This is a genomic window from Devosia sp. MC532 (assembly GCF_016461625.1).
GTDB lineage: Bacteria > Pseudomonadota > Alphaproteobacteria > Rhizobiales > Devosiaceae > Devosia.
In genome coordinates this window covers 59116-84242 of record NZ_JAEMNZ010000005.1, presented here as the reverse complement: position 1 = coordinate 84242, position 25127 = coordinate 59116, and the positions used below count along the sequence as shown (strand labels likewise).

The following is a 25127-nucleotide window of genomic DNA, read 5'->3' as shown; positions in this document are numbered from 1 at the left end:
ATCATGGACTATTTTTCAGCTATTCAGCTCGGATTCGCGACAGCCTTTGAGTGGAACAATTTGGTGTTCTGCTTTGTCGGTGTGGCCTTGGGTACGATTGTCGGCTTGCTGCCTGGGATCGGGGCGCTATCGACAATATCAATGCTGCTGCCTCTGACCTTTTACATGGAACCGACGACCGCCATCATCATGTTGGCCGGGGTGTTTTATGGGGCGCAGTATGGTGGTTCGATTGCTTCCATTCTGCTCAATATTCCCGGCACAGCGACCAATGCTATTACCTGTTTGGATGGTTATCCGTTGGCTCGCAATGGCCGCGCTGGTGTGGCGCTGGCAGTAACTACGCTGTCTTCCTTCGTCGGTGGGTCTTTTGCCATTTTGGTGTTGATGCTGATGGGGCCAATGCTGGCCGATGTGGCACTTGCTTTTGGCGCTCCCGAATACACGGCCATCATGGTGTTCGGGTTGATTGCGGCATCGACCCTTTCGGGTGGTTCAATGCTTAAGGGGCTGGCCATGGTGGCGGCGGGCGTGGTGCTCGGCACTGTGGGCATGGATATGAACACCGGGGTGCAGCGCTTCCAATTTGGCCGCAATGAGCTTTCCGATGGTCTGAGCATTGTGGCGATCGCCATGGGTCTCTTCGGCGTGGCGGAGATTTTGGTCAATCTGATGCGCAGTGACGGTAGCCCGTTCAAGGTGCACTCGGTGACACTGCGCTCTCTGATACCAACCAAGCAGGACGTCAAAGAAAGCACGATGCCGACTGTCCGTGGCACATTGATCGGCACGGTATTGGGTATTCTGCCAGGGACCGGGGCAACCATTGCGTCGTTCATAGCCTATGCCACGGAAAAGCGGGTGTCGAAGACACCCCAAATCTTTGGCAAAGGAGCCATGGCAGGGATTTCGTCGCCAGAGGCGGCCAACAATGCAGCGGTTCAATCGGCGTTTATTCCGACTTTGAGCCTCGGTATTCCTGGCGACGCAATCATGGCGGTGATGCTCGGTGCATTGATGATCCATGGCATTTCGCCGGGGCCGGGGCTGGTCAATCAGCATCCAGAATTGTTTTGGGGACTTATTGCCAGCTTTTGGATTGGCAATGTGATCTTGCTGATCCTCAATCTTCCGTTCATCGGCGTGTTTGTTCGGATCTTAAAGATCCCATACGACGCGCTCTATGTGGCCATGCTGTTCTTCATCTGCGTTGGCGTCTTCTCGATCCGGAACAATGTTTTCGACATTTTCTTGGTGATCGGTTTTGGCGTCGTCGGCGTGTTCATGATCCTTGGACGCTATCCAGCAGCCCCACTGTTGTTGGGCTTTATCCTTGGGCCGATGATCGAAGAGAATATGCGCCGCGCGCTCTTGTTGTCACGCGGGTCGTTCGATGTGTTCGTATCCACCCCAGTTTCCGCCAGCTTTATCATTTTGAGCGTGGTGACGCTGGTAGCGACCGCTGGTTTGCCGATGCTGCAAAAGGGCATCCGCAAAGTTTCTAACGAGGTTGCTGTCGAAGATAATCAATGATCGGCCGCTGAAACTTGGGGTGGGGTTGGGAGCTTCATCGCTCCGACCTCACCCCTTTTTTTTGTTCGCTGCTGACGCGGCCAAGTGAAGAAGAATGAGGGGATGACGATGGATACTGTCTCACGGGAGAAGCTGAAAGCTGACGTCATCGCGCTGCGTGGATATTGGCATAGGTTTCATGATGGTTTGCTCAGTGCAGCACCTGACTACCTCAGTGCCTATTTGCAATTTCAGCATGCGCCGGCTGCTACGGGGCGGATTGAGTCAAAGGTCTGCGAGTTTATCTATATCGCTGCTGATGGTGCAGTGAGCCATCTTTATGCCACCGGGGCAGCTCGGCACATTGAAATGGCTATTGAGAAGGGCGCGACTGAGGGGGAAGTCTTAGAAGTGATCCAGCTGACTACCCTCTCTTCCCATATGACGATGGAGGCGGGGATGGGGGCTTTGGTTCGTCAGTTGGCATTAGCGGGCCTGGTCGATCAGATCACATTGAGCGCGGCGCAGGAGGACAGAAAAGCTTCCTTTGTGGCACTAGTCGGCTATTGGCCGGAAGGAGGCGACGCGCTCTTCCGCTATGCTCCTGACTTTATGGATGCCTATCTTAAATATGCTGAGATCCCTTATCGGGATGGGCCACTGCAGCGGAAGGTAAAGGAATTTGTCCGCATTGCCATCTGTGCGTCGCCCGTCTGTCCCGAGCCGAAGGGATTGGAGCGACACATTGGGTTGGCGTTGCAGCACGGGGCCACACCAGAGGAAATCGCCGATGTGCTGCAGCTGACGGCCGCTATTGCCATTCACACCTGCACAACAACCATCCCGCCGCTTATGGATGCACTGGCGAGGCGGCGCTAAGCGCAACGCTGTTTGGATAAAAATTAGAAGGCCCCACTAACGTGGGGCCTTCTTGGTTTAGCTTTGACGAATGCTGGACAGTAGAGCGGCGGTGTCGCCACGCACGAAGCCGAAACCGGTATTTGCGGCTGCCAAGTCGACCATGGCTTCGACCTGGGCTTGGCTCATGCGGGAGGCTTGGAACAGCGGGCCACCCTTGTTTTTCGAGAAACCATACCCATTCGTGAGGACAACATCGATGTCGCTCGCGGAGCGGGAAATGCCTTCAGCAAAGATCAGTGCCGCTTCGTTGACGATGGCGCCGAGAATGGCGGCGCTTATTGCATTGGCATCGGGTGCTGTGGTGTTGCGCTGGGCTGCATTGGCGGTAACCAGTGCGCTGACGATGGGCGATGGCACTGGCTTGCCGTTGTCATCATAGTCATACCAGCCAGCATTGGTTTTACGACCAAGACGGCCAAGTTCGCATAAGGCGTCGGGGAGGGTGACATAGCGAGTTTGAGGATCGCGGGTCGCGGCTTTGCTCTGGCGCAGCCGCCAAGCGATGTCGAGCCCCGATATGTCGGAAACGGCAAATAGGCCCATAGCGAAACCAAGCTTTGTCGCTGCTGCGTCAATGGCTTTAGGGAGGGCGCCATCATCGAGGGCGTATTCGCACTGGGCGCGGTACTTGGCGTAGATGCGGTTGCCAATAAAGCCCTCACAGGGGCGTGCGAGCACCGGCAGCTTACCAATGGCCTTAGCAAGGGCAAAGCCGGTGGCCAGCGTCGTGTCGGTTGTCGCTGCGCATTGGACGACTTCGAGCAGTTTCATGCGGGGAACTGGAGCGAAGAAGTGTAGGCCGAAAAAGCGATCCGTGCGCCCGCTAGCGGCAGCCAAGACTTCGATGTCGAGATAGCTGGTGTTCGTCGCCAGAATGGCATCTGGGCGCATGAGTTGGCCGAGCTTAGCGATCACATTGGTCTTGACAGCGAGGTCTTCAAAAACGGCTTCGATGACGAGATCTGTTTCGGCGAGGGCCGAGAGGTCGTTGGATGTGGTAAGCAAGGCCAAGCGGGTTTCGGCGGTGTCGCCATTGAGCTTGCCGAGCTTTTCGACCTCGGACAGTCCCTTGGTAATCGAGGCGATTGCGCGGGCGGTTACTTCGGCATTGCTGTCGACGAGGACGGTGTTGAGACCTGCGGTGAGCAGTACCTGAGCTATACCTGCACCCATGGTGCCAGCGCCAACGACGCCGACGACATTTGGCTTCAGTGCTGTGGCGGTAACTGGTGGTTTTGCAGCGGCGCGTTCACCAAAGAAATTGTAACGTAAAGCTGACGCTTCCTCGCCGGTGCGCAAGCGCTGGAAGATGGCACGTTCAATCTCCAGCGCCTCGGCCACCGGCGTGGTTTCGACGAGGCGTACAGAACGTATAGCTTCTGTTACGCATTCTCTTCCTTTACCTTTAGCGAGTGCGGTATTGGTCGCAGATTCAATCGCTTCTGCAGACGCAGGCGGGGCCACGAGCTGAGCGCTGAGCCGTTTGGGTTTACCCGAAAGGAAAGCAATGGCATCGGCCACAAGATCGTTAGATGCGATAGCATCGACCATACCCAATTGGGCAGCTTCAACACCATTAACGCGTCGAGAGGAGGTTACTATATCAATGGCCTGCGGAATGCCGATAAGGCGGGGAAGGCGCTGAGTTCCACCTGCGCCAGGGATCATGCCAAGGCTAACTTCTGGAAGGCCCACAACAGCATCGGGAACCGCAATGCGCCAATCGCAAGCCAAAGCTAGCTCGTAACCACCACCCAGCGCTGAGCCATGAATGGCGGCAATGACAGGGGCATGACAAGCTTCGATTGCAGTAAGAACTGCAGGCAGTTCTGGCGGCGGCAGGGCCTTGCCGAACTCTTTGATATCTGAGCCCGCGATGAAGCTCTTGCCTGCACCGACGATGACAACACCACTAATGCTTGCATCTGCTGAAATGGTGTCAAAGGCTGCCATGAGCCCCTGGCGCACGGCAACTGAGCTCGCGTTCACCGGGGGGTTGTCGATGTAAATAAGCGCGATGTTCTCCCGGCGATCAAATTTAACTGCCGGTGACAATGCGATGGCACTATCGGCATAAAGGATGTCGGTCATAGAGGTCCCTAGGAAAGCCTATTTTCTCTCTCGCATTTAATCCTTTTCTTGTGCGTGCAATTTTGCATAATCTGCAAAGTTGTTTTGCCATAAGCTGATGCGCTTTCGACAAAGTGGCAAATTGAGATGCTTCAAACAGCTGAGGGTTTAGGGGAGGAGTTCTCCAAAGTCTCTGTGATTAAACGTGTAAACTGATATGCTAGATGCATTAGCAGCTGCCGAAGACGCTCTAAAGAGCGCAGGCTCCCAAAGGGGCTCGGCGAGATTGGGGGATGAGGAATGAGTAAGCTGGCAGCACAGTCGGGTGTGCAGAGCGAACGCCGTCGCATTGAAGACTTGCCCAGCCTCCGGGATATGGAATTGTTTGTCACCGTGGTCCAAGCGGGGAATTTTTCTGCCGCAGGTCGTCGGTTCGGCCTCTCACCTGCTTCAGTCTCGCGGTACATTAATGCGCTTGAAGACCGCATGGGGGTGCGGCTGCTCAATCGGACCAGTCGAAAGCTCTCACTCAGTGACATGGGTACGATTTTCTACCAGCGTGCCGAGCGTATTCTCAACGACGTACGCGAAACGCAAATTGAGGTCACGCAAGAACATGTGAGGCCACAAGGCGTGCTGCATGTGCATTCCCGGCTGCTGGTCGGATTGCAATATATTGCACCCGCGCTACCAACGTTTTTGCAGCAATACCCGGAAATCAGTGTCGACTTTACGCTCTCGAATGAGGATATCGACATTGTTGAGAATAACATCGATGTCGATATTCGTATCGGCACGCTTGCCGACAGCTCGTTGATTGCAAGGAAGCTGGTGACCAGTGAACGCATTTTGTGTGCGACACCGGACTATCTGGCCGCCCGGCCGAAAATTAAAACCCCGGACGATTTACTGGCGCATAATTGCCTGACATATCGCATTAATCTGGGCGGGGTGACCTGGCGTTTTCTGGCCGAAGATGGGGCGCTGACCGAAGTGGCGGTGCAGGGGTCCTTGCGGACTAACAATGGGCCTGCTTTGCACGTCGCGATGATGCAAGGCCTTGGCTTGTCCCTGATGCCAGACTGGGCAGTTGCTCAGGAATTGGCCTCTGGGCAATTGGTGCGCGTGCTGCCAGATTACCGTATCAGTTTCACCTCATTTGAGAATGCCGTCTACGCGGTCTATTCGCCTACGAAACATTTGCCGGTCAAAGCGCGGGTGTTTATCGATTTTCTCGCGAAGCATTTCCAGACCGTGTCCATCTGACCTTTTCATTTTCTGCAATAAATCTAGTCAGCATTCGGTGATTATCGGGGTAGTAGCGGGGTGTTAGCACTCTGACCAAGTTCAAGCGGCAATAGCCGTGCTTGGTTCTGGGGAGTGCTTCATGTCTGGAAATGTTCTTGATGGTATTCGGGTTCTGGATTTCTCGCGTGTGTTTGCGGGGCCTGCGGCCACTCAAGTGCTCGGCGATATGGGCGCGGATGTTCTCAAAATTGAGCCGCCTGGCGGGGATGAGGCGCGCTACTACGGCGTTACGAAGGAGCGTCTGGAAAAGTTTGGCGGGGTCAGCCCGTCTTTCTTGGCGTTGAACCGCAATAAGCGCAGCCTGGAAATCGATCTGCGCACTGATGAGGGCAAAGAGATCGCTCGGCGGCTCGCCAAGGATTGCGATGTGGTGGTGCACAACTACCGCCCCGGCGTGATGGAACGGCTGGGTTTGGGCTACGAAGATCTAAAAGCGATCAATCCTCGACTGATTTTTGCGGAGTTTTCAGCCTTTGGCACCACGGGGCCGCTGGCTAAAGCGGGTGCGAATGACCTCGCGCTACAAGCACATAGTGGCCTGATCAGCATTACGGGTGAAGAAGACCGCTCGCCGGTAAGATGCGGTTCGGCCATTGTGGATCTCCACGGTTCGCTGGCTATCGTTTCAGGTATTCTGGCCGCGCTATTCCACCGGGTCAAAACCGGTGTCGGGCAGCGCGTTGAATCTTCCCTGCTCCTGAGCTCAGCCCATCTGATGAGCTATTTTTACACCGAGTACTGGATGGATGGGGCAATGCATAAGCCCATGGGCACAGCTAACCATCTGTCTGTGCCGAACCAAGCCTTTCCGGCCCGCGATGGCGAAGTGGTTATCATCGCTTCTACCAATGACATGTGGCAGCGGCTGGTTGCGGCTCTTGGCCCAGATGAACTGGGTGGACCGGAATTCGCCGGGGTGTTCGACCGCCGAAGCAATCGTGTAGCACTGGTGGCAGCGGTTTCGGCGATCACCGAAACCAAGAGCTGTGTTGAGTTGCTGGCCATTCTCGAAGAGGCCAAGGTGGTGGCGACCAAGGTCAACACGATTGGCGAAGCAGCAGACCATCCGCAATTGGCCGCTGTTGGGGCGCGACTTGACTTGCAGGTCGGCGAGCATGTGATTGGTTCAGTGGCCTCGCCGTTCTTGTTCTCCGATGTCGACATCAGTGCAGTGACCGCGCCACCCGCATTGGGTGGAGATATTGATGAAGTGCTCGCCGAGTTCGGTTATTCAACCGAGCAGGTGGCGGCGTTTCGTGCTGCGGGGGCGTTTGGCAAAGCCAAGGCGGCAAGTTAGGATTGAACATGGCAGATGAGCGTTTCAACTGCGTCGTGCTTGACGACTATCAATCAGTTGCCGCGCAGTGCGCGGACTGGTCGGTGTTGGAAGGTAGCGTCGATGTGGTGTTTGAGACGCGTTATCTGGCGAGCAAAGAGGCGTTGATTGCGCGGTTGGCGGCTGCGGATATTGTGGTCGCCAATCGTGAGCGGACGCTGTTTGATAGTGAGGTTTTGGCAGCGTTGCCACGGCTCAAACTGTTGGTGACCACCGGCATGGGCAATGCAGCAATCGATATGGCGGCGGCCCGGGCGCGAAACATTGTTGTTTGTGGTACCGGCAATGCCGGAGCTCCGACGGCCGAACTCGCTTGGGCCCTGATCTTGGCACTTGCACGCAACATCGTGCCCGAAGCCAATGGCATTAAAGCTGGCGCTTGGCAGTCCAGCTTAGGGCTGGGCCTGAAGGGGCGGGTCTTAGGCCTTGTGGGACTAGGCCGCGTTGGAACGGCTGTGGCCTTGGTTGGAACTGCATTTAGCATGAACGTCATGGCTTGGTCGCCGCGGCTGAATGATGAGCGAGCAGCAGCAGCGGGGGTAATCCGTGCTGAAAGCCTAATCTCCCTATTCGAGCAGAGTGATGTTGTTTCGCTCCATGCGACCTTGAATGCGGCAAGTCTAGGTCTGGTCAATGCCGATCTACTCGCGGCGATGAAACCACACGCGCTCTTAGTGAATACCTCGCGTGCTGGCCTCATTGACGAGGCCGCGTTGATCTCGGCCTTGCAGAGCAACCGACTTGGCGGGGTAGGGCTGGACGTCTTTGCTACGGAGCCGACGCAGGCCGACAACCCGCTGTTTGCCTTTGACCGAGTGTTGGCGACGCCTCATTTGGGCTATGTTACCGACCAGAACTTTGCCGCCTATTTTGGCGATGCAGTTGAGAATATCGCAGCGTTTCTTAAGGACGCTCCGATCCGCGTTCTAAATTAGGCCTTCTCAAAGAGCGCGACACCATCATCGGTAACGGTACGGATGAGTTTTTCGCGGTGCCAAAGATAGTTGGCGAGGCTCATGACCATGCCGGGAAGAAGATCTCCGAACCGTTGAGCGGCACGTGCGGAGAAGGCAAACTCTGAAAGGGATTGCACAGTCATCGCCTTGTTGGCGCTCGCCATAATGGCATCAAGTCGGCGGTGATGCGCCGCAGCGATTTTCGTGACCTGAGCGGACAGATTGGCGAAGGGCTTGCCATGCCCCGGCAATACCAGCGTCGTCTCGGGGATGAATGCTAAGCGATCGAGATAAGCGAAATAGTCCCCGAGTGGATCGGCATCGGGTGTTTCGCTCCAGACCGACACATGCGGACCCGCGCCTGAGAGAATTTGGTCTCCGCTCGCGAAGAGCGTTTCGTCTTCGGAGAGGAGACAGACGCCAGCGCTGGAATGACCGCCGCCAATGATCACCTCCCAGTTGATGCCTCCTGCTGCGAGGTGATCACCATCTGCGAGGGGGGCATAATCAGGCGGGAAGGGGGCCAGCATTGAATAGTCGATGGGTCGGGATTTTTGGGCGTGTTCGGGGTTGACGCCCGCCATGTGGAGGAAACGCTGCGTGGCGGACTGCCGGCGGCTTTCCTCAGCGGAGCTGGCCCAAGTGATGTGGCTGTGTTCCGCCGGTGACATGCGCAGCTTTGCTTGGTGGAGTGCCAAGAGGCGCGGCGCCTGACCTGTGTGGTCGCGGTGCATATGGGTGCAGACCAGATCGGTAACTCCAGAAACAAGCCCCTGATTTTCTGCATCTTTCCAGACTGCCTCCGTGGCTAGACCTGGCATGCCGGTGTCAATGAGCAATTGGTGGCCGGGGGACCCAATGACATAGGCATTGACCGAAGCGAAGCGTGGCATGGGGCAGTCGAGGCGGGTGAGGCCGGGGCGCAGAAAGTCTATAGTGGTCACGAGGTGGTCCAAGGCCCGAATATAAACATGACCATACTGCGCTAAGGAGGGAAGGCAACAGGACTTGATGCGCAGGACCTTTGCAGCCGGCGCGGGTTTGGCGCATGGCTGCGTCTGATCTTCTCCATTTATGAAAAGCATATGTTCAGAACGATTTGTTTCCGCGGCTCAGGCTGCGCAGTATTTTCCTTGCCCAAAGGGAGTGCCTGATGAGCTCTATGGAATTCGATTTCGTCGTTTGTGGTGGCGGTTCGGCTGGATGCGTGTTGGCCAATCGTTTGTCTGAGAACGGAAAATACTCCGTCGCTTTGCTTGAAGCAGGTGGCAAGGATAATTGGATCTGGTTCCATATTCCGGTCGGCTATTTATTTGCCATTGGCAATCCACGGGCGGACTGGATGTTCCGGACACAGCCTTCGGACGGGCTCAACGGGCGTGAGCTGGCCTATCCGCGCGGCAAGGTCTTGGGTGGGTCATCGGCAATCAACGCAATGATCTATATGCGCGGCCAGGCGGCAGACTATAACCGCTGGCGAGACGCGGGCCTCGAAGGGTGGGGCTGGGATGATGTGCTCCCCATATTCAAGAAGCATGAAGACAATTGGCGTGGCGCTTCGGCGCTACATGGCGCTGGTGGCGAATGGCGTGTGGAACAGCCACGCCTGCGTTGGGAGGTGCTCGACACATTTATCGAAGCGGCTGAAAGCGCTGGGATTCCCAAGAGTGACGATTTTAATACGGGCAGCAATGAGGGCTGCGGGTATTTTGACGTTAATCAGAAGACTGGACGGCGCTGGAGCTCGGCGCGCGGGTTCCTCAAACCAGCGTTGAAGCGGCCCAATTTGACTGTGCTGACAAGCACAATGGTGGACCGTGTCATCGTCGCCGACGGCAAAGCTGTTGGGGTGCAGGTGATGCGCAATGGCTGTTCTGAAGTCATCCGGGCGCGGCGCGAGGTGGTCCTGTCGTCTGGTGCCGTTGCTAGCCCGGCAATTCTAGAACGGTCTGGCCTTGGTGATGGCGCACGTCTGCAAGGTCTTGGCATTGACGTGGTCCAGCACTTGCCGGGGGTGGGCCAGAATTTGCAGGACCATTTGCAACTTCGGCCGATCTACAAGGTTCATGATGTGCCGACCATGAACATGCGCTATCAGTCGCTATTCCGGCGCGGCATGATGGGAGCCGAGTATCTGTTCCGTCGTCGTGGGGCACTGACCATGGCGCCCTCGCAATTGGGAGCTTTTACACGCTCTTCAGAGCGGCACGAGACGCCCAATATTCAGTTTCATATTCAGCCGTTGTCGCTCGATAAATTTGGCGACGCGATGCACAAATTCCCCGCCATTACCGTGAGCGTTTGCAACTTGCGTCCTGAGAGCCGGGGTGCGGTCCATGTGACATCTAAGGACCCCGCGGTAGCGCCACAGATTGCGCCGAACTATCTGGCAACGGATGGCGACCGACAGACGGCGGCGGAGAGCATTCGTTGGGCCCGTAAGGTGATGTCCCAACCAGCTATGGCCAAGTATCGGCCGGAAGAATATCGCCCTGGTGCACATTTGGTAAGCGACACAGAATTGGCCCAAGTCGCTGGTGATATTGGGACGACAATCTTCCATCCTGTTGGAACGGCCAAGATGGGCGTTAGGACAGACCCAAGTGCCGTCGTTGACGGGACACTCAAGGTGTTTGGCGTCGAGGGGTTGCGTGTGGTGGACGCCTCGGCGATGCCATTTATCACCTCGGGCAATACCAATTCTCCGACCATAATGATCGCCGAGAAGGCAGCAATATCCATGCTGTCACCCTAGAGCCTGTCGAAACATGCGAGCTTGAGATTTTGATGGTCTGTAGCGGAAAGGACGGAGGCTTGCCTCGGGCGCGAACGTGACTTCACCTAGGTTTTGTTACGCCGTCCGAGGGGGCGACGCAAGGCAACCGAACTCAGGCACCGTCTTCAGACCCAACAACACTTCAATTCAATCGTGTCTGAGGTCGTGTATTTGGTTGGGAGTCATAAATTCTTGGAGATGACAGCTCAGGGACAATCTTTCCGCTACCTATGCCGGCCTGCGCAGCGAAAGTATCGCTCTGCGTTAGGCGGTGTGTTGAGCTAGGCAACCCGGATAGAGAGTGCGTAACGAGGTCCTTTCGGCCTTTGCTCATCAAAGTGAAGACTGCCCGTTGTTAGGCCCTCAGATGGGCGCTTGGCGAAATCTCGATGTGACTACCAATCAGGTTCTAGTCTGTAGTTTTGGGGAACTAATGCTGGCAAACTAATGAGGGCAGGGGTGAACACCCTCCAAGGTCTGCTCAAATACCTTTTGCGAGCTTAAGAAGAGGGTATCAACGCCATGGGCTGCCTTGAAATACCTGCGCAGCGTGACTGGCTACAACGCTTTGATACGAGCATTTCCACGTTTGCGGGGTGGGCAAAGGTAAGGCGGTCACCTGCGTGAAAAGAACGCGTATAATTCTGTCGGCACACGTTGCGTGTTAGCTCGTTGCATTCTGCGCCTACGGTTGTCCCATCGTCAGACGTCGAACAGTTTCGCCTCCTTAGCTTTTGAGCCTCGTTGGAGCAGATCAAAAGTAGATAATCGTTTTCGCATTCAATCGCGTGTCTGTCCCGTAGCTGGGCGAGACTTTACTTTGCCATCCGCTCAGTTTTGCGGCATTGGCCGCGCGCTAGCACTTCATTACTATGTCGTGCGGGGGGCGGTGCGCGCGGCTTGCTGTCTCTGCTTTTGAGGGCGTGTCAGGCCGATGTTTTCGCTTGGGCTTGTAGTGCTAACGCCGGTTCATCAGTGGTAATCTGCCGGATGCCGCGATCCAGCCAGGTGCTGAGATCTGCCTCGCTATTGGGGACCCATGCGCCGAGCCTGTCCAGCGGAACAAGACTGGTGATCGTGGACCAATGATCCCTGAGGGTGTCAATTTGAATGGCGATGACGTCGGCGACCGCCAGGCGTTTTTCGATAGCTGGGATTAATCCCTCAGCGTCCACATTTGGGCCGTGCATGGAGTTAAGAGTTCGTGCTTGGGGGTATTTTGCGCGGAGCTCTTCAAGAACTGACACTGAAAAGCTTGTCAGAAATGAACGGCCCAATAGGCCGTGTCGTTCAACTTCGGCGTAAATGTCGTCGACGAGGCCCGGGTAGGGGATGCCGTTGACGTTGTCTTTCAACTCGATGTGAAGCTCGCCGGCAGAGTCGGCAAAGAGGGCGAGAACGTCCTTAAGGAGAGGAATTCCTTCTTCGGTGCCTTTGAGAAGGGTGGTCTGGTGCGCTCCTCGTGGGAGGTCGGCGACCGGGCCTGTACCCGAGGTTGTGCGCTCTAGAGTGGCATCGTAGATGACGAGCAACTCACCCGCTTTGGTAAGGTGCACGTCGAACTCAACGCCGTCTAACGCGAGGTCACGTGTTTTCACAAATCCGCTGATGCTGTTTTCAGGCCAGAGGTTGCGACCTCCACGGTGGCCGATAATCATGGTCATGGATGGATACCCGGCTCTTGATTAGATGCGCTGAGATGACTGTGCGTCAAAGACGTGGATGAGCTCAGGATCGACGGCGAGACGGATAATTTCTCCGGGCACGGGCATGGCTGTACCTGCGCAGACGACAACGAGATCCCGGGACCCAACGCGCACGTTGAGTTGCGTTTGGGCGCCCATCGGTTCAACAAATTGGACCTCGCCGGAGATCGGGCCATTGGCATCAAGGAGAATGTGTTCTGGACGGAGCCCGATTAGCGCGGTTTGGGCGGCTACGGATTTGGTGCCGAGAGAGACCGGTGTTCCGCCAAGATCAAACGACGAGCCGGTGATGCTGGTTTCGAAAATATTCATGGCGGGCGAGCCGATGAAGCTCGCCACAAAGACATTGGTGGGCTTGGAGTAAACTTCCATCGCTGAGCCGATTTGCTCGATGCGGCCCGAATTCATGATCACCACACGATCAGCCAGCGTCATGGCCTCGGTCTGATCATGCGTAACGTAGATGGATGTGCGCGGCGTCTTGGTCTGCAGCGCCTTGATCTCGGAGCGCATTTGGACGCGCAGCTTGGCGTCAAGATTGCTCAGCGGCTCGTCAAACAGAAACACGGCTGGGTTGCGCACAATCGCGCGGCCCATGGCGACGCGTTGGCGTTGGCCGCCAGACAGCTGGCCCGGCCGACGGTCGAGGTAGGGCTGGATATTGAGCAATTTTGCGGCGTCGAGCACGCGCTTTTCAACCTCGTCCTTTGAAAGACCTGCGATTTTGAGGTTGATGCCGATGTTTTCACGCACGCTCATGTGCGGATAAAGCGCGTAGTTCTGGAACACCATGGCGATATTTCGCTCTTTTGGTGAAGCGGCGTTGACCACCTTGCCGTCAATCAGAACGTCACCCTCGGTGATATCTTCAAGGCCAGCAATCATTCGCAGAAGTGTCGATTTCCCGCATCCAGATGGGCCGACAAGAACGACGAATTCGCCCTCCGCCACATCCAAGTCGACGGAATGCAAAACCTGCGTCCCGGAATAGGATTTCTTCACACCGCGAAGTGTCAACGTACTCATGCAATATCCTCCTGCACCCGCGTGCAGACTATTGTGGAGAGTTATTGACGGTCAAGCCGTAATCTGGCGATATGGCCGGATGAAGAAAAAAGAACCTGCATCAGCGGATGTGGCGAAGCTTGCAGGCGTTTCTCGGTCTGCTGTTTCGCGGACTTTTACGCCAAACGCATATGTATCGGCTGAAACAAGGGCGAAGGTGATGGCAGCGGCAGAGATGCTGGGCTATCGGCCAAACGCCATCGCTCGCTCTTTGTCGAAGAGGCGCAGCGGTCTGGTTGGGGTCGTTTGTTCTGATCTGAACAATCCGTTCTATGCGAAGCTTTTGGAGCTACTCTCCACTGCTTTGCAGCAGCGCGGTCTCGGAATTCTTCTGCTCGTCGGTGATGCTTCACGCATGGATGAGCTGCTTGAGCGCTTGTTGTCCTATCAAGTCGACGGCATTCTATTGCCTGCCTCTAAGCTCACGTCACGACTCGCGGTACAGCTCAACCAGAGCGGACGGCCGGTTGTTTTGGTCAATCACCACCTACGAGAGGGCAGTGTAACTACCGTTGGGGGTGACAACTATGCCGGCGGCGTCATGGTCGCTGACTTGCTGGTGGCAAAAGGCTTCTCACGTATCGCTTACGTGTCAGGCCCACAGGATACCTCTTCGGCAGTCGATCGTGGCCGGGGTGTGCAGGATGGTCTAGCCAAGCACGGCTTAGCGCTTGCTGCGCGTGCCAGTGGCGAGGATCGCCGCGATGTAACGCAGCAGGTCATGCGTCAGTTTATGGCCATGCCCAATCCTCCTGATGCAATCTTTTGCGCCAACGACCTGATGGCGTTGGCAGCGATGGAAGTTGTCCAGGGGGAGTTCGGCAAGGCTGTTCCTGACGATATTGGTATCGTCGGATACGACAATACCGCTCTGGCAGAATCAACTCTGCATGCACTCACCAGCGTTGATCAGAACCTGCCGCTGATGGCGGCAGAGGCGGTCCGTATCCTGATGGATAAAATCGACGGCCGTCCGGTAGACGTGAGCCATATCGATATAACCCCTCAATTGGTGCTGCGCAGCACGACTCGCTGATCAATCCTTCGTCGTACTTGACAGGGTGCGACATTCCTTCCTAAGTTTCTGCACACGGGTGCAGAAACACTCGCCATTTCCGTGGGAGGAAATCTTGATCATTTTGAAGAAAGCAGCTCGTGCTGCTGTGCTTGCGGCTGCCCTGAGCTCTGTCAGCATGGGTGCGGTTCTTGCCGCAGACGTAAAATTGACCCTTATTTCGGCTGAACGCGACGATGTTCTCGCTCCGGTTATTGCGGCCTTCGAAGAAGCCAATCCGGGCATTACGGTCGAGCATCAGTCGATCCCGTTCGAGAGCATGAACGCGGCGATTGAAGCCCGTATCGGGGGCGGTGATGACAGCATCGACGTGCTGCTGGTCGATAGCCCACGCGTTGCCGCAATGGTTTCGCGCGGTTACCTGAAGTCGCTCGAAGATCTGCGTTCGGAAATCGAACCTTTGGTCACGCCAGTCGCTCTTGATGCGCTCAGCGTTGACGGGACGATCTACACGCTGCCGCTTTGGACCTCTACGCAGGTCATGTATTATAACAAGGACCTGCTCGATAAGGCTGGCATTGCCCATCCGAGTTCGGAACAGGCAGATCGTCTGACTTATGATCTGGTTTTTGAGCAGGCCAAGAAGGCTCAGGAAGCTGGTGCGAAGTATGGTTTCGCATTCGAGCAGATCGATCGCTACTATCAGCTCCAGCCAATCTTTGAAGGTCTCGGTGCTGGCTCGGGTTTGACTGGGGAAGGTAACCTCACCCCTGACGTTACCAATGACAAGTGGATCGAAGGCGCGACATTCTACGCCAAGATGTTTGAAGACGGCATCTCGCCACGTGGTATCCCCACTGGCCAGGTCCCGCCACTGTTCGCCTCAGGCGAAATGGCCTTCATCGTCGGCGGTCCATGGCAGCTCGCTGGTTACACTAATACGGAAGGCCTGAACTTCGGCGTTGCACCAGTTCCTTACCACGCTGGTGGTAAGGCTGTGACACCAACCGGTTCTTGGGCGCTGGCAGTTAGCCCGCACTCGTCAAAGCCAGAAGAAGCCATGAAGCTGGCCAAGTTCATGTCGCTTGATCCGCAGGGTGCGTTCAAGACCGTTGAGGCCAACCCAATTCCGCCAGTGAACTTGGAAGCCTTCAAGATTTACTCGGAGTGGTTCGCTCCAAAGTTCCCAGTCAACGGCAATGATACCCAGAAGATCATGGGCTACGAACTGCGCGATACCGCTGTGAGCCGTCCGCTCTCTGCAGGCTTTGTTGCATTTGAAGAAGTCATGAACCGCGTCTTTGGCGATCTGCGTAACGGCGCTGACGTGAAGGCAACGCTGGAAGATGCTCAGCGTGAGCTGACCTCGACGCTCTCGCGTATCCAGTAAGACCGACTAGGGGGAAGCGCGTGTCTAAAACCAGAAATCTAACTATAGCCATGGCCTTTTTGGCTCCGGCACTACTGGCTGTCATTTGTCTGAGAATTTGGCCTGCGCTTCTTTCCGTCCATGAATCGTTGCTCGCTCCGCGGGCAACGACCTACAGTTTTGATAACTATATCTATATTTTTGGGGATCCTGTTTTCCAGTCCTCGGTCTGGACGACGCTATTCTTTTCCATCGTTGTGAACCCGTTGCAGATTGCCGTTTCCCTCGGATTGGCAATTCTGTTGAACAATAAGCTGCCGGGCACAGGGCTATGGCGCACGCTGGTTTTGCTACCAGTGGCGATCCCGGCTTCAGTCTCGGCAGTCGTTTGGGCCGCTGCACTCCGGCCTGACGGGCTCGCTAACGCTTTGTTGGGCGTCTTCGGGATTGGCCCGCAACCGTTCTTGACCTCGCCATCACAGGCGCTGGCTTGCATCATTCTGGTGACGAGCTGGATTGGGGTCGGGTATTGGATGACTATTCTCCTGGCAGGGTTGCAGGACATCCCGAAGTCGCTCTACGAGGCGGCGCGTATCGACGGGATGAATTGGTGGCAGCAGTTCACCAAGATAACCGTTCCACAATTGCGGCGCCCGCTGACGTTCGTGCTGGTCGCAGACACCGTATCTAATTTCCTCGTTTTCGCGCCGGTACAGATTTTGACGCGCGGCGGTCCGCAGCGGTCGACCAATCTGATCATGCATGAAGTTTACACGCGCGCTTTTGGGACGGGTGACAAGGCCAGTGCTTATGCCGCGACCGTCGTGCTGATTCTGCTCATGCTCACGATTGTTGCGCTGCAGTTCCGCATGATGAGCGACAAGGGAGAGAAGTGATGCAAAACTTGAAGGCGACAACCGTACTGCATATCGCTGTCATCGCTGCGACAGGCATCATCTTTTTCCTGCCACTCTGGTGGATTTTTATCAGTGCCTTCCGTCCCGAAGCGGACATTTTCAAGTTCCTCAATCCGATTACGATTGAGACCTTCCTGCCCACGCGCTGGACGTTCGAGCACGTTATTGCTCTCTTCCAGAGCACATTTGGTCAGGCACTGTTCAATTCGCTGTTTGTTGCCGTCGTGACGGTTTTGGGCGGCTTGGTCGTCTGCACAACGGCGGCATTTGCGCTGTCAGTGATCGAATTTCCGGGCCGGAATCTTGTGTTCACGATCATGATCATCAGCTTCCTTATCCCGTTCGACGCAATTGCTCTGCCGCTCTATGAAATCATGCGGGGGGCAGAACTGCAGAACAGCTACCTCGGTCTCATCTTGCCAGGTCTCGGCAATGGCCTTGCTGTGTTCCTGCTACGTCAGTTCTTCCTTGGCCTTCCAAAAGAATTGCGCGAAGCGGCGATGGTCGACGGCATGGGGTGGTTCCAGGTTTTCTGGCGCGTCTACCTGCCACTTTCCGGCCCAGCCATGATCAGCGCCGGGCTCATCATGTTCATCTTCCAGTGGCAGGCCTATCTGTGGCCGCTGCTGATTGCCCCAGCGACCGAATACAAGGTTGCGGCTGTGTCTATCGCGCAATTCAGCAGCGCATGGGGCATCGCCTTTGGTCCCATCATGGCCGGCGCGATGTTTATTTCGCTGGTTCCCATGATCATCCTCGTTTTCTTCCAGCCGTATTTTTCGAACTCGGTGGCAGCCACCGGTAGCAAGGAATAACTATGTCCCTTTCCGCAAAATCTGCGCCGCAGCTCTCTGTCGAAGCGCGTCTTGCGCTGCTCGCTCCTCGGGCCGGCAAACTCCGCGTGGTGTTGGACACCGATACCTATAACGAGATCGATGATCAGTTTGCGCTTGTGCAGCTTCTGCTGTCGCCCGAGCGCATCAACCTCGAAGCGGTCTACGCAGCGCCATTCTTCAATGATCGGTCCTCAGGTCCGGGCGAGGGAATGGAGCTGAGCTATCAGGAAATTCTTGAGCTCCTCAAGCGTATGGATGTCAATCCCGAGGGCTTGGTTCATCGCGGCGTTACGGACTATGTCGGCTTCGAGAAAATTGCCCGCGAGGCTCCTGCGGTCGACGATTTGATTGCCCGTGCCCGCTCTGCAACACCAGAAGATCCGCTGTATGTTGTTGCCATCGGGGCGATCAGCAACGTGGCCTCGGCTCTGCTCAAGGCTCCGGATATTATCGATCGGACAGTTGTTGTGTGGCTCGGTGGGCACGCGTTTGAATGGCCGCATCAGGTTGAGTTCAATCTCAAGCAGGACGTTGGTGGCGTTCAGGTGCTGTACGACAGCGGTGTGCCGCTGGTTCTCGTTCCCTGCATGGGCGTAACTTCGCATCTCCACAGCACGGTTCCTGAAATCGAGAAATACGTTGAGCCATGCGGCGACATCGGTGCCTTCTTGTCGATGCGTTTCAAAGAATACTCGGACAACCACACCGGTTGGGCTAAGGAGATTTGGGACATGGCCGCTGTGGCTTGGTTGCTTGATGAAAGCTGGACGCCAAGCGTGATCGCGCATACCCCGATTATGACCGACAATATTACCTACTCAGAAGATCGCGGCCGCCATTTGCTGCGCTATGTGACCTATGTTGATCGCAATCCGATCCTTCGGGACTTTTTTGCGCGACTTCGGGCATTTACTTCACGTTAAAGCTGGCGCAGATGACAGTTGCTCGGGCCACGCTAAGGCGTGGCTCGATTGCGTTACGACCATACAAAGGACCACCGAATGAGCCTGTCTTTGAAGGGCCAAGTTGCAGCGATTACTGGGGCGGCCTCTGGAATCGGTTTCGCCTGTGCCAAGGCGCTTACGGAGGCCGGAGCGCAGGTCGCCTTGGTTGACCGCGATGCCGCTGCACTGGCCTCGGCATGCGCAGAATTGGGGCAGGGTGCTTTTGCCGTCGAAGTCGATCTCCTCTCGCCCGACAGTGTTGCGACCATGCTGCCCGCAATTCTTGATCGTGCAGGTAAGCTCGATATTTTCCACGCCAATGCGGGCGCCTATATCGGCGGGCCAATTGTCGAGGGCAATCCGGACCACTGGGACCGGATGTTGAACCTGAATATCAATGCCGCCTTCCGCACCGTTCATGCCGTCTTGCCCTATATGACAGAGCGCAAAACCGGCGACATCATCATGACCAGCTCGATTGCTGGCGTTGTCCCGGTTGCATGGGAGCCGATTTACACCGCTTCCAAATTTGCCGTGCAGGCTTTCGTACATACGGTGCGCCGTCAGGTGGCTCCGGCAGGTATACGCGTCGGCGCAGTGTGTCCCGGCCCGGTGCGGACAGCACTGATTGCTGACTGGCCAAAGGAAAAGCTGGAAGCCGCTTTGGCGGCAGGTGACCTGATGGAACCAGAAGAGGTCGCTGACGCGGTTGTCTTTATGCTCACGCGTAAGCGCAGTGTTACCATCCGTGATCTCGTCATTCTTCCGCAGCGCAACGATCTTTAAGCCATGAAAAAACAGTATTTTATCGGTGTCGACGTTGGGACCGCGAGCGCACGCGCCGGGGTGTTCGATGCTCAAGGAACAATGCTCGCCTCGGCGGTTGATCCGATAAAACTCTGTTTAGAGCCCGGCGAACGGGCGGAAAGTTCAAGCGCCGATATTTGGCGGGCCGTCTGCAAAACGGTCCGCGAGGCTGTTGCCCTTGCAGGCGTTGCTCCCGCCGATGTCAATGGCATCGGCTTTGACGCAACGTGCTCTTTGGTAGTGTTGGGCGAAGGCGGGAAGCCACTTTCAATCAGTGACAGTAGCGATCCGAGCCGCGATATCATTGTATGGATGGACCACCGTGCGCTGGATCAGGCCGAGCGGATCAATGCCGGTGATCATGCTGTTCTGGCTTACGTTGGCGGGCGGATCTCTCCGGAAATGCAGACGCCAAAACTGCTGTGGCTGGCGGAGAACAAGCCGGAAGTATTTGCGAGTGCTTGGCAGTTTTTCGATCTGCCCGATTTTCTGACCTGGAAGGCAACAGGAAGCCTTGCTCGGTCTTCCTGCACCGTCACCTGCAAGTGGACCTATTTGGCTCACGAGCAGCGTTGGGATGAGAGCTATTTCCGCGCCATTGGCTTGGGTGCACTCGCCGATGAAAGCTTTTCGCGTATCGGCACTGACATTGTCTCGCCCGGTTCGCCATTGGGCAACGGGCTGACTGCAGAGGCGGGTGCAGAACTGGGCCTTGTTGCGGGGACTTCGGTCGGCGCGGCTTTGATCGACGCACATGCCGGCGGCATTGGGACGCTAGGCGCTGCAGGCGGGCCGGGGACGATAATTTCGCGCATGGCCTATGTCTTTGGGACTTCGGCTTGCACAATGGCCTCCACTGAAACGGCAAAGCCAGTTTCCGGCGTATGGGGTCCTTATTACGACGCCATGGTGCCGGGCTTATGGCTGAGTGAAGGTGGCCAATCTGCCGCCGGTGCAGCGCTCGACCATCTTGTCACTCTGCATCCTTTTGGTGCTGCGGCGCGTGAAAGGGCGACTGCAGCAGGACTGTCCGTGCCTGCCTATCTCGGACAATTGGCCGACGCCACGGGAGCCACACCGTCAGACATTGCGCAGCTGGCGCAGGGCCTCCATGTTGTTCCTGAGTTTTTAGGCAATAGGGCACCCCATGCCAACCCATTAGCGAAGGCGGTCATTGCGGGCATCGGCATGGACACTACAGAGGCGAGCCTTGTGGCGCTCTATGTTGCTGGACTTTTGGGCCTTGGGTACGGTCTACGACAGATCATTGAAGCGTCCTCCGGGTCCGGTATCACTGTCGAAGCAATCTACATTAGCGGCGGGGCTGGTAAGTCAAAGCTCGTACGCCAACTTCTCGCCGATAGCGTCGGTGTGCCTGTGGCCGTCACCAGTTCACCTGAGCCTGTGCTGCTCGGCTCCGCTATGTTGGGCGCGACTGCCGCTGGTGCATATCAAGCGCTGAGCGAAGCAATGGCGCAAATGGCCAGCACGCAAGACGTGATCTTACCGAGTGTGGCCCGCCAATCTTTCCATCAGAAGCGCTACGGCGCATTTGTCGACCTACAGTCCGTCGCGGAAAGAATTCGCTGCTCTGAGCAATGAGGGTTTTTCTAATGGCGGCGTCGGGTCCGGCTTTGAACTCTCTAAAAGCTTGCCGTGGCGGCGAGGCCAGCCCTTGCCTAAGTCGTTGAAGGACGCCAACATGCCAAGATTTTCTGCAAACCTGTCGATGCTCTATGGCGAATTGCCATTTATGGAGCGATTTGCGGCGGCGGCGGCTGATGGCTTTGAAGCGGTCGAATATGTGGGGGCTTATGAGCACAAGCCGGAAGACATTAAGGCTCAGCTGGAAGCCCATGGCTTAACGCAGGCGCTGTTCAATCTGCCTGCGGGCGATTGGGGCGGAGGCGAACGTGGTATCGCCTGCCACCCAGACCGAATTGCTGAGTTCCGCGAGGGCGTGGATCGGGCCATTGTCTACGCACAGGCGACGGGCTGCACGCAGCTCAATTGTTTGGCTGGGATTGCGCCGACTGGCATGGGGCGGGACGACCTAGAAGCCGTGGTCATCGACAATCTCCGCTACGCAGCACCGCGCCTTTCAGCCGCCGGTATCAAGCTCCTGCTCGAGCCGATCAACACCCGCGACATTCCCGGTTTTTTCATCAACTCCACCGATGACTATGAGCGGATTGCCAAAGCCGTGGGGCATGACAACCTCTATCTGCAGTATGATTTCTATCACATGCAGATCGTGCAGGGGGATTTGATCTTCGGCTTTAAGCGCTTGCAGTCCCGCATTGCTCACGTCCAGATTGCCGACAATCCGGGTCGCCACGAACCCGGGACCGGTGAAATCAATTACCCCAATATTTTCCGGGTGCTAGACGAGGCGGGTTACAGCGGCTGGGTTGGCGCCGAATACAAGCCTAAGGCAGGTACGAGCTCCGGTTTGGGATGGTTTAAAGAGTCGGGCCGCGAGTACCGACATATCTACAATCGGGAAATCACAAAGCTGTTGTGAGTTTCGTGATGGCGCTGTCGGGTTGTCTACGGATGATATGCAGTGGAATGCGAACCACACCTACCGCTGGAGGCTGATCGTTTCGATTGGCGGTGCTCGCCGCTTTACATGCCTGACGTGCACACACTACCGCCAATACCCATTCTTACAGCGCAGTTTGACGTCTTGAGTAGCGAAGGGGCTGCTTTGGTGCAGCATCTGGATTCGGGAGGTGCATGTGTGACCCACTTGCATATGCCAGGGGTTAATCATGGGTTCATCGGGGTGCCAGTTGAAATCGAGGCGGTCTCAGAAACCTTGATCACGACGGGGGCGTGGATATCACGATCGTTGTCTCTGCCGTTATATCCGGCTCCTGGCCTCGGTGCTGGTCTGTGATGCTGGCAGGGAACGGGGCCGCAAGCTGCGAGTCAATTGACTGCGTTAGCGAAGGGCGTGCGCATCATAGATGCCGCCGTGCCTATACGGTGTGCTGTTCATGGCAGCTGCTGCCGGCGAGGATCCTTTCTTGGGATGCTCATGGCCTAGGCCGAGCGATTGATCTGCGTCAACGCGCAGCGACTTGATGGTCGTAGATTGGGGGCGATACGGAGGTTCTCTATGCGGTTACAGGACAAGGTGGCGGTCGTTACAGGTGCTGGTTCTGGCATAGGTTTCGCAATTGCAAAAAGGTTTGCAGCCGAAGGAGCGAAGGTGGTTGCTGTTGACCTGGATGCCGATGCTGTTGATGCGGCAGTCACGGAGATCGATGGCGCTATTGTCGGCGTGAGGGGGGATGTCGCCCAAGAAGCCGACTGTATTGCGATGATCGACCGGGCTGTCGCAGACTTCGGTCGCCTCGATATCTTGGTGAACAATGCTGGCGTTATGGACCTGTTTCAGTCGGTCGCTGACGTCGACAATGCCACGTGGCGCCGGTGCATGTCAGTAAATGTCGATGGGCCAATGTATGCCATGCGTCGGGCCGTGCCGCTGATGCTCGCGCAAGGTGGCGGCTCGATTGTGAATATCGCTTCCGTAGCGGCAATTGGTGGTGGCGCGGCGGGAGCCGCTTACACGGCGTCAAAGCACGCCCTCATTGGGCTGACAAAGAGCACCGCCTTTCAATATGCAAAGTATGGCCTGCGCTGCAACGCGTTGGCTTTGGGAGGCGTTCGCACCAACATCATGGACAGCGTTAAGGGCCAAGCGTTGGACCAAGCCGCGCTAGGGCGCTTGGGTGCCTATCAGGCTAGCAATCCGGGGATGCTTGATCCGGACGACATCGCCAATGCCGTACTGTTTGTTGCCTCGGATGAAGCGCGCCATCTCAATGGCGCAGTATTGCCGGTCGATATGGGATGGAGCGCGGCATGACAGCTTTCGCCGTGCCACAAAGGAGCCTGTCAAAGCTGAGCCGTGCATCGAAAACAGCGGCAGTGGGCCTACTCACCATATTGATGATACAAGGCATGACCGCGCAAGAGTATAATCCGGTCGAAGAGGGACGAGCACTGGTAACCATGTATTGCGCCGATTGCCACGCCACCGGTCGTCAGGGCGAGAGCTCACACGCCATCGCGCCAGCGTTCCGCGATCTACATCTACGTTATGACGTCGAATTCCTCAGTGAGGCATTGGTTGAAGGTATCTTCACTGGCCATCCGGACATGCCCGAGTTTGAGTTTGATCCCCAGCAGGCCGCGGCAATCGTCGAATACCTTAAGTCCCTAGAGTAATCAGAAAACTCAGGGATAGTGGTCGTCGGCTTGCCTCGTGCGGGCCCCCAACGTCTTGGCGGTTCACATCTTGGTACGAATCTGCTTGATCGCGTAGCACTTCGCTTATGTGAGACGCTGCGCCGCTATGGAAGGGCGCAACGTCTCGCTCAATTGCAGCTCTCGCGTACAATGGTGTCGGCTCAATTTACATAAGACGCGAACGGTTTCAGAGGCAGAACGTCCTCTCATACTGTAGCTGTTCTATGCCGTCCGATGGCCATCTTTATCAAAAACGTGGACGAGCTCGCGGGCGATGTGGAGACGGATCTGGTCGCCGCGTTTGAGCCTGCGTGATCCCTGATCCACTATGGTAAGGGAGGGCTCACCGACAGTGGTGACAAAAGTGGTTGAACCAGTAGACTCAACGATGCCGACTTGCGCCGCTATAGCTTGCGCAGACGGCTCGTCCGGACTCAGTAATTTCAGGTGCTCAGGCCGTAGTCCAACAATGACCTCACTTCCAGGAGCGAGACGTTTCGACACCTCAAGCACTGGTGCGGTAGGAAGGTTTAGCTTGACCGACAGTCCATCGGCTTGCGCTGTTGCTGAAACAAAGTTCATTGCAGGCGACCCGATGAACCCTGCGACGAACTGGTTTACCGGACTATCGTAGAGCTCCAATGGCGAACCCTGTTGCTCAATAATTCCGTCTCGCATGACCACAACGTGGTCAGCCATGGTCATGGCTTCGATCTGGTCGTGTGTGACGTAGACAGACGTTGCGCCCAAGCGGTCGTGTAACGCCCGAATTTCCTTGCGCATCTGCACCCTCAGCGCGGCGTCAAGGTTGGACAGTGGTTCATCGAACAAAAATGCCTTGGGGTGGCGAATGATTGCCCGCCCCATGGCGACGCGCTGTCGCTGGCCACCGGACAATTCTCGCGGATACCGATCCAGAAGGCCGGTGAGGCCGGTGGTTAGGGCGATCTCTTCGGCCGCTTTGCGCGCTTCAGGCTTTTTCACGCCCTTAATGCGCAGCGAATAAGTCAGGTTGTCGGCCACGGTCATATGCGGGTAAAGCGCATAGGATTGGAACACCATCGCCACGTCCCGCTTTCTAGGGGGCACATGTGTCACGTCCTCATTGGCGATGGTGATGTTTCCGCTTGTTATGGTTTCGAGCCCAGCTAGCGAGCGCAGCAGGGTAGACTTGCCACAGCCCGATGGACCGACCAAAGCAACAAAAGTGCCTTTTTCGATCCGCAAGCTTACGTTCTTGAGGGCGTGATAGGCACCGTAGTGCTTGTCGATATTGGTCAACTCGATTTGGATAGCGCTCACTTGAGGTCTCCAATGTAAGCAGTT

General features: G+C 56.3%; 21 protein-coding genes. 16 read left to right on the top strand and 5 right to left on the bottom strand.

Features of this window, described 5'->3' with window-relative positions; translation table 11 throughout:
• Positions 1 to 3: 3 nt before the first annotated feature.
• Both JHC09_RS08100 and JHC09_RS08095 read left to right on the top strand, forming a co-directional pair.
• On the top strand, positions 4 to 1533 hold the full coding sequence (locus tag JHC09_RS08100; protein WP_199531521.1) for a tripartite tricarboxylate transporter permease: 1530 nt from the start codon (positions 4 to 6) through the stop codon (positions 1531 to 1533).
• Between the two features lie 102 nt (positions 1534 to 1635).
• Positions 1636 to 2391, top strand: coding sequence for a carboxymuconolactone decarboxylase family protein (locus JHC09_RS08095; protein ID WP_199531520.1), 756 nt, complete (start codon positions 1636 to 1638; stop codon positions 2389 to 2391).
• 57 nt (positions 2392 to 2448) lie between these two features.
• On the opposite strand, the gene JHC09_RS08090 is transcribed toward JHC09_RS08095, so the two are convergent.
• Positions 2449 to 4524, bottom strand: a complete 2076-nt coding sequence (locus JHC09_RS08090) for a 3-hydroxyacyl-CoA dehydrogenase NAD-binding domain-containing protein (protein ID WP_199531519.1) — start codon at positions 4522 to 4524, stop codon at positions 2449 to 2451.
• 279 nt (positions 4525 to 4803) lie between these two features.
• Here JHC09_RS08090 and JHC09_RS08085 point away from each other — a divergent pair, with 279 nt between their 5' ends.
• From JHC09_RS08085 to JHC09_RS08075, 3 genes are all read left to right on the top strand, one after another.
• Positions 4804 to 5769 (top strand): LysR family transcriptional regulator, encoded by a 966-nt coding sequence (locus tag JHC09_RS08085; protein ID WP_199531518.1) that lies wholly within the window; start codon positions 4804 to 4806, stop codon positions 5767 to 5769.
• 121 nt (positions 5770 to 5890) lie between these two features.
• Positions 5891 to 7108 (top strand): CoA transferase, encoded by a 1218-nt coding sequence (locus JHC09_RS08080; RefSeq protein ID WP_199531517.1) that lies wholly within the window; start codon positions 5891 to 5893, stop codon positions 7106 to 7108.
• A gap of 8 nt (positions 7109 to 7116) precedes the next feature.
• A complete protein-coding gene (locus JHC09_RS08075) occupies positions 7117 to 8082 on the top strand; it encodes a D-2-hydroxyacid dehydrogenase family protein (protein WP_199531516.1) in 966 nt (321 codons plus the stop codon).
• Here the strand turns inward: JHC09_RS08075 and JHC09_RS08070 are convergent.
• Positions 8079 to 9047, bottom strand: a complete 969-nt coding sequence (locus JHC09_RS08070) for an MBL fold metallo-hydrolase (RefSeq protein ID WP_199531515.1) — start codon at positions 9045 to 9047, stop codon at positions 8079 to 8081. The genes JHC09_RS08075 and JHC09_RS08070 overlap by 4 nt on opposite strands.
• A gap of 209 nt (positions 9048 to 9256) precedes the next feature.
• Here JHC09_RS08070 and JHC09_RS08065 point away from each other — a divergent pair, with 209 nt between their 5' ends.
• Positions 9257 to 10858, top strand: a complete 1602-nt coding sequence (locus JHC09_RS08065) for a GMC family oxidoreductase N-terminal domain-containing protein (protein WP_199531514.1) — start codon at positions 9257 to 9259, stop codon at positions 10856 to 10858.
• 947 nt (positions 10859 to 11805) lie between these two features.
• On the opposite strand, the gene JHC09_RS08060 is transcribed toward JHC09_RS08065, so the two are convergent.
• Together JHC09_RS08060 and ugpC are read right to left on the bottom strand one after the other, a co-directional pair.
• Positions 11806 to 12543, bottom strand: coding sequence for a glycerophosphodiester phosphodiesterase family protein (locus tag JHC09_RS08060; protein WP_199531513.1), 738 nt, complete (start codon positions 12541 to 12543; stop codon positions 11806 to 11808).
• 21 nt (positions 12544 to 12564) lie between these two features.
• A complete protein-coding gene (gene ugpC, locus JHC09_RS08055; RefSeq protein WP_199531512.1) occupies positions 12565 to 13611 on the bottom strand; it encodes a sn-glycerol-3-phosphate ABC transporter ATP-binding protein UgpC in 1047 nt (348 codons plus the stop codon).
• Here ugpC and JHC09_RS08050 point away from each other — a divergent pair.
• From JHC09_RS08050 to JHC09_RS08000, 10 genes are all read left to right on the top strand, one after another.
• The gene (locus JHC09_RS08050) at positions 13610 to 14686 is read left to right on the top strand and encodes a LacI family DNA-binding transcriptional regulator (RefSeq protein ID WP_349236533.1); all 1077 of its coding nucleotides are present in this window, start codon (positions 13610 to 13612) and stop codon (positions 14684 to 14686) included. The two genes, ugpC and JHC09_RS08050, sit on opposite strands and share 2 nt — an antisense overlap.
• A 94-nt stretch (positions 14687 to 14780) precedes the next feature.
• Positions 14781 to 16055: a sugar ABC transporter substrate-binding protein gene (locus JHC09_RS08045; protein WP_199531510.1), complete on the top strand. Its 1275-nt coding sequence runs from the start codon at positions 14781 to 14783 to the stop codon at positions 16053 to 16055.
• Positions 16056 to 16075: 20 nt separating this feature from the next.
• The gene (locus JHC09_RS08040; RefSeq protein WP_199531509.1) at positions 16076 to 16930 is read left to right on the top strand and encodes a sugar ABC transporter permease; all 855 of its coding nucleotides are present in this window, start codon (positions 16076 to 16078) and stop codon (positions 16928 to 16930) included.
• Entirely contained in the window at positions 16930 to 17766 is an 837-nt protein-coding gene (locus JHC09_RS08035; RefSeq protein WP_199531508.1) for a carbohydrate ABC transporter permease, read from the top strand. The genes JHC09_RS08040 and JHC09_RS08035 overlap by 1 nt, the downstream gene beginning before the upstream one ends.
• A 2-nt stretch (positions 17767 to 17768) precedes the next feature.
• Positions 17769 to 18710, top strand: a complete 942-nt coding sequence (locus JHC09_RS08030) for a nucleoside hydrolase (RefSeq protein ID WP_199531507.1) — start codon at positions 17769 to 17771, stop codon at positions 18708 to 18710.
• A gap of 78 nt (positions 18711 to 18788) precedes the next feature.
• Positions 18789 to 19517 carry an SDR family oxidoreductase gene (locus tag JHC09_RS08025; protein WP_199531506.1) on the top strand — a complete coding sequence of 243 codons (729 nt, stop codon included), beginning with the start codon at positions 18789 to 18791 and terminating at the stop codon, positions 19515 to 19517.
• A 3-nt stretch (positions 19518 to 19520) separates the two neighbouring features.
• Positions 19521 to 21140 (top strand): FGGY-family carbohydrate kinase, encoded by a 1620-nt coding sequence (locus JHC09_RS08020; protein WP_199531505.1) that lies wholly within the window; start codon positions 19521 to 19523, stop codon positions 21138 to 21140.
• A gap of 100 nt (positions 21141 to 21240) precedes the next feature.
• Positions 21241 to 22062, top strand: a complete 822-nt coding sequence (gene otnI, locus JHC09_RS08015) for a 2-oxo-tetronate isomerase (RefSeq protein WP_199531504.1) — start codon at positions 21241 to 21243, stop codon at positions 22060 to 22062.
• 600 nt (positions 22063 to 22662) lie between these two features.
• Entirely contained in the window at positions 22663 to 23418 is a 756-nt protein-coding gene (locus JHC09_RS08005) for a glucose 1-dehydrogenase (RefSeq protein WP_199531502.1), read from the top strand.
• Positions 23415 to 23780 carry a cytochrome c gene (locus JHC09_RS08000; protein WP_248308933.1) on the top strand — a complete coding sequence of 122 codons (366 nt, stop codon included), beginning with the start codon at positions 23415 to 23417 and terminating at the stop codon, positions 23778 to 23780. Before JHC09_RS08005 ends, JHC09_RS08000 begins: the two co-directional genes overlap by 4 nt.
• 243 nt (positions 23781 to 24023) lie before the next feature.
• Here JHC09_RS08000 and JHC09_RS07995 read toward each other — a convergent pair whose 3' ends face one another.
• Positions 24024 to 25103 carry an ABC transporter ATP-binding protein gene (locus tag JHC09_RS07995; RefSeq protein ID WP_349236532.1) on the bottom strand — a complete coding sequence of 360 codons (1080 nt, stop codon included), beginning with the start codon at positions 25101 to 25103 and terminating at the stop codon, positions 24024 to 24026.
• Positions 25104 to 25127 lie beyond the last annotated feature (24 nt).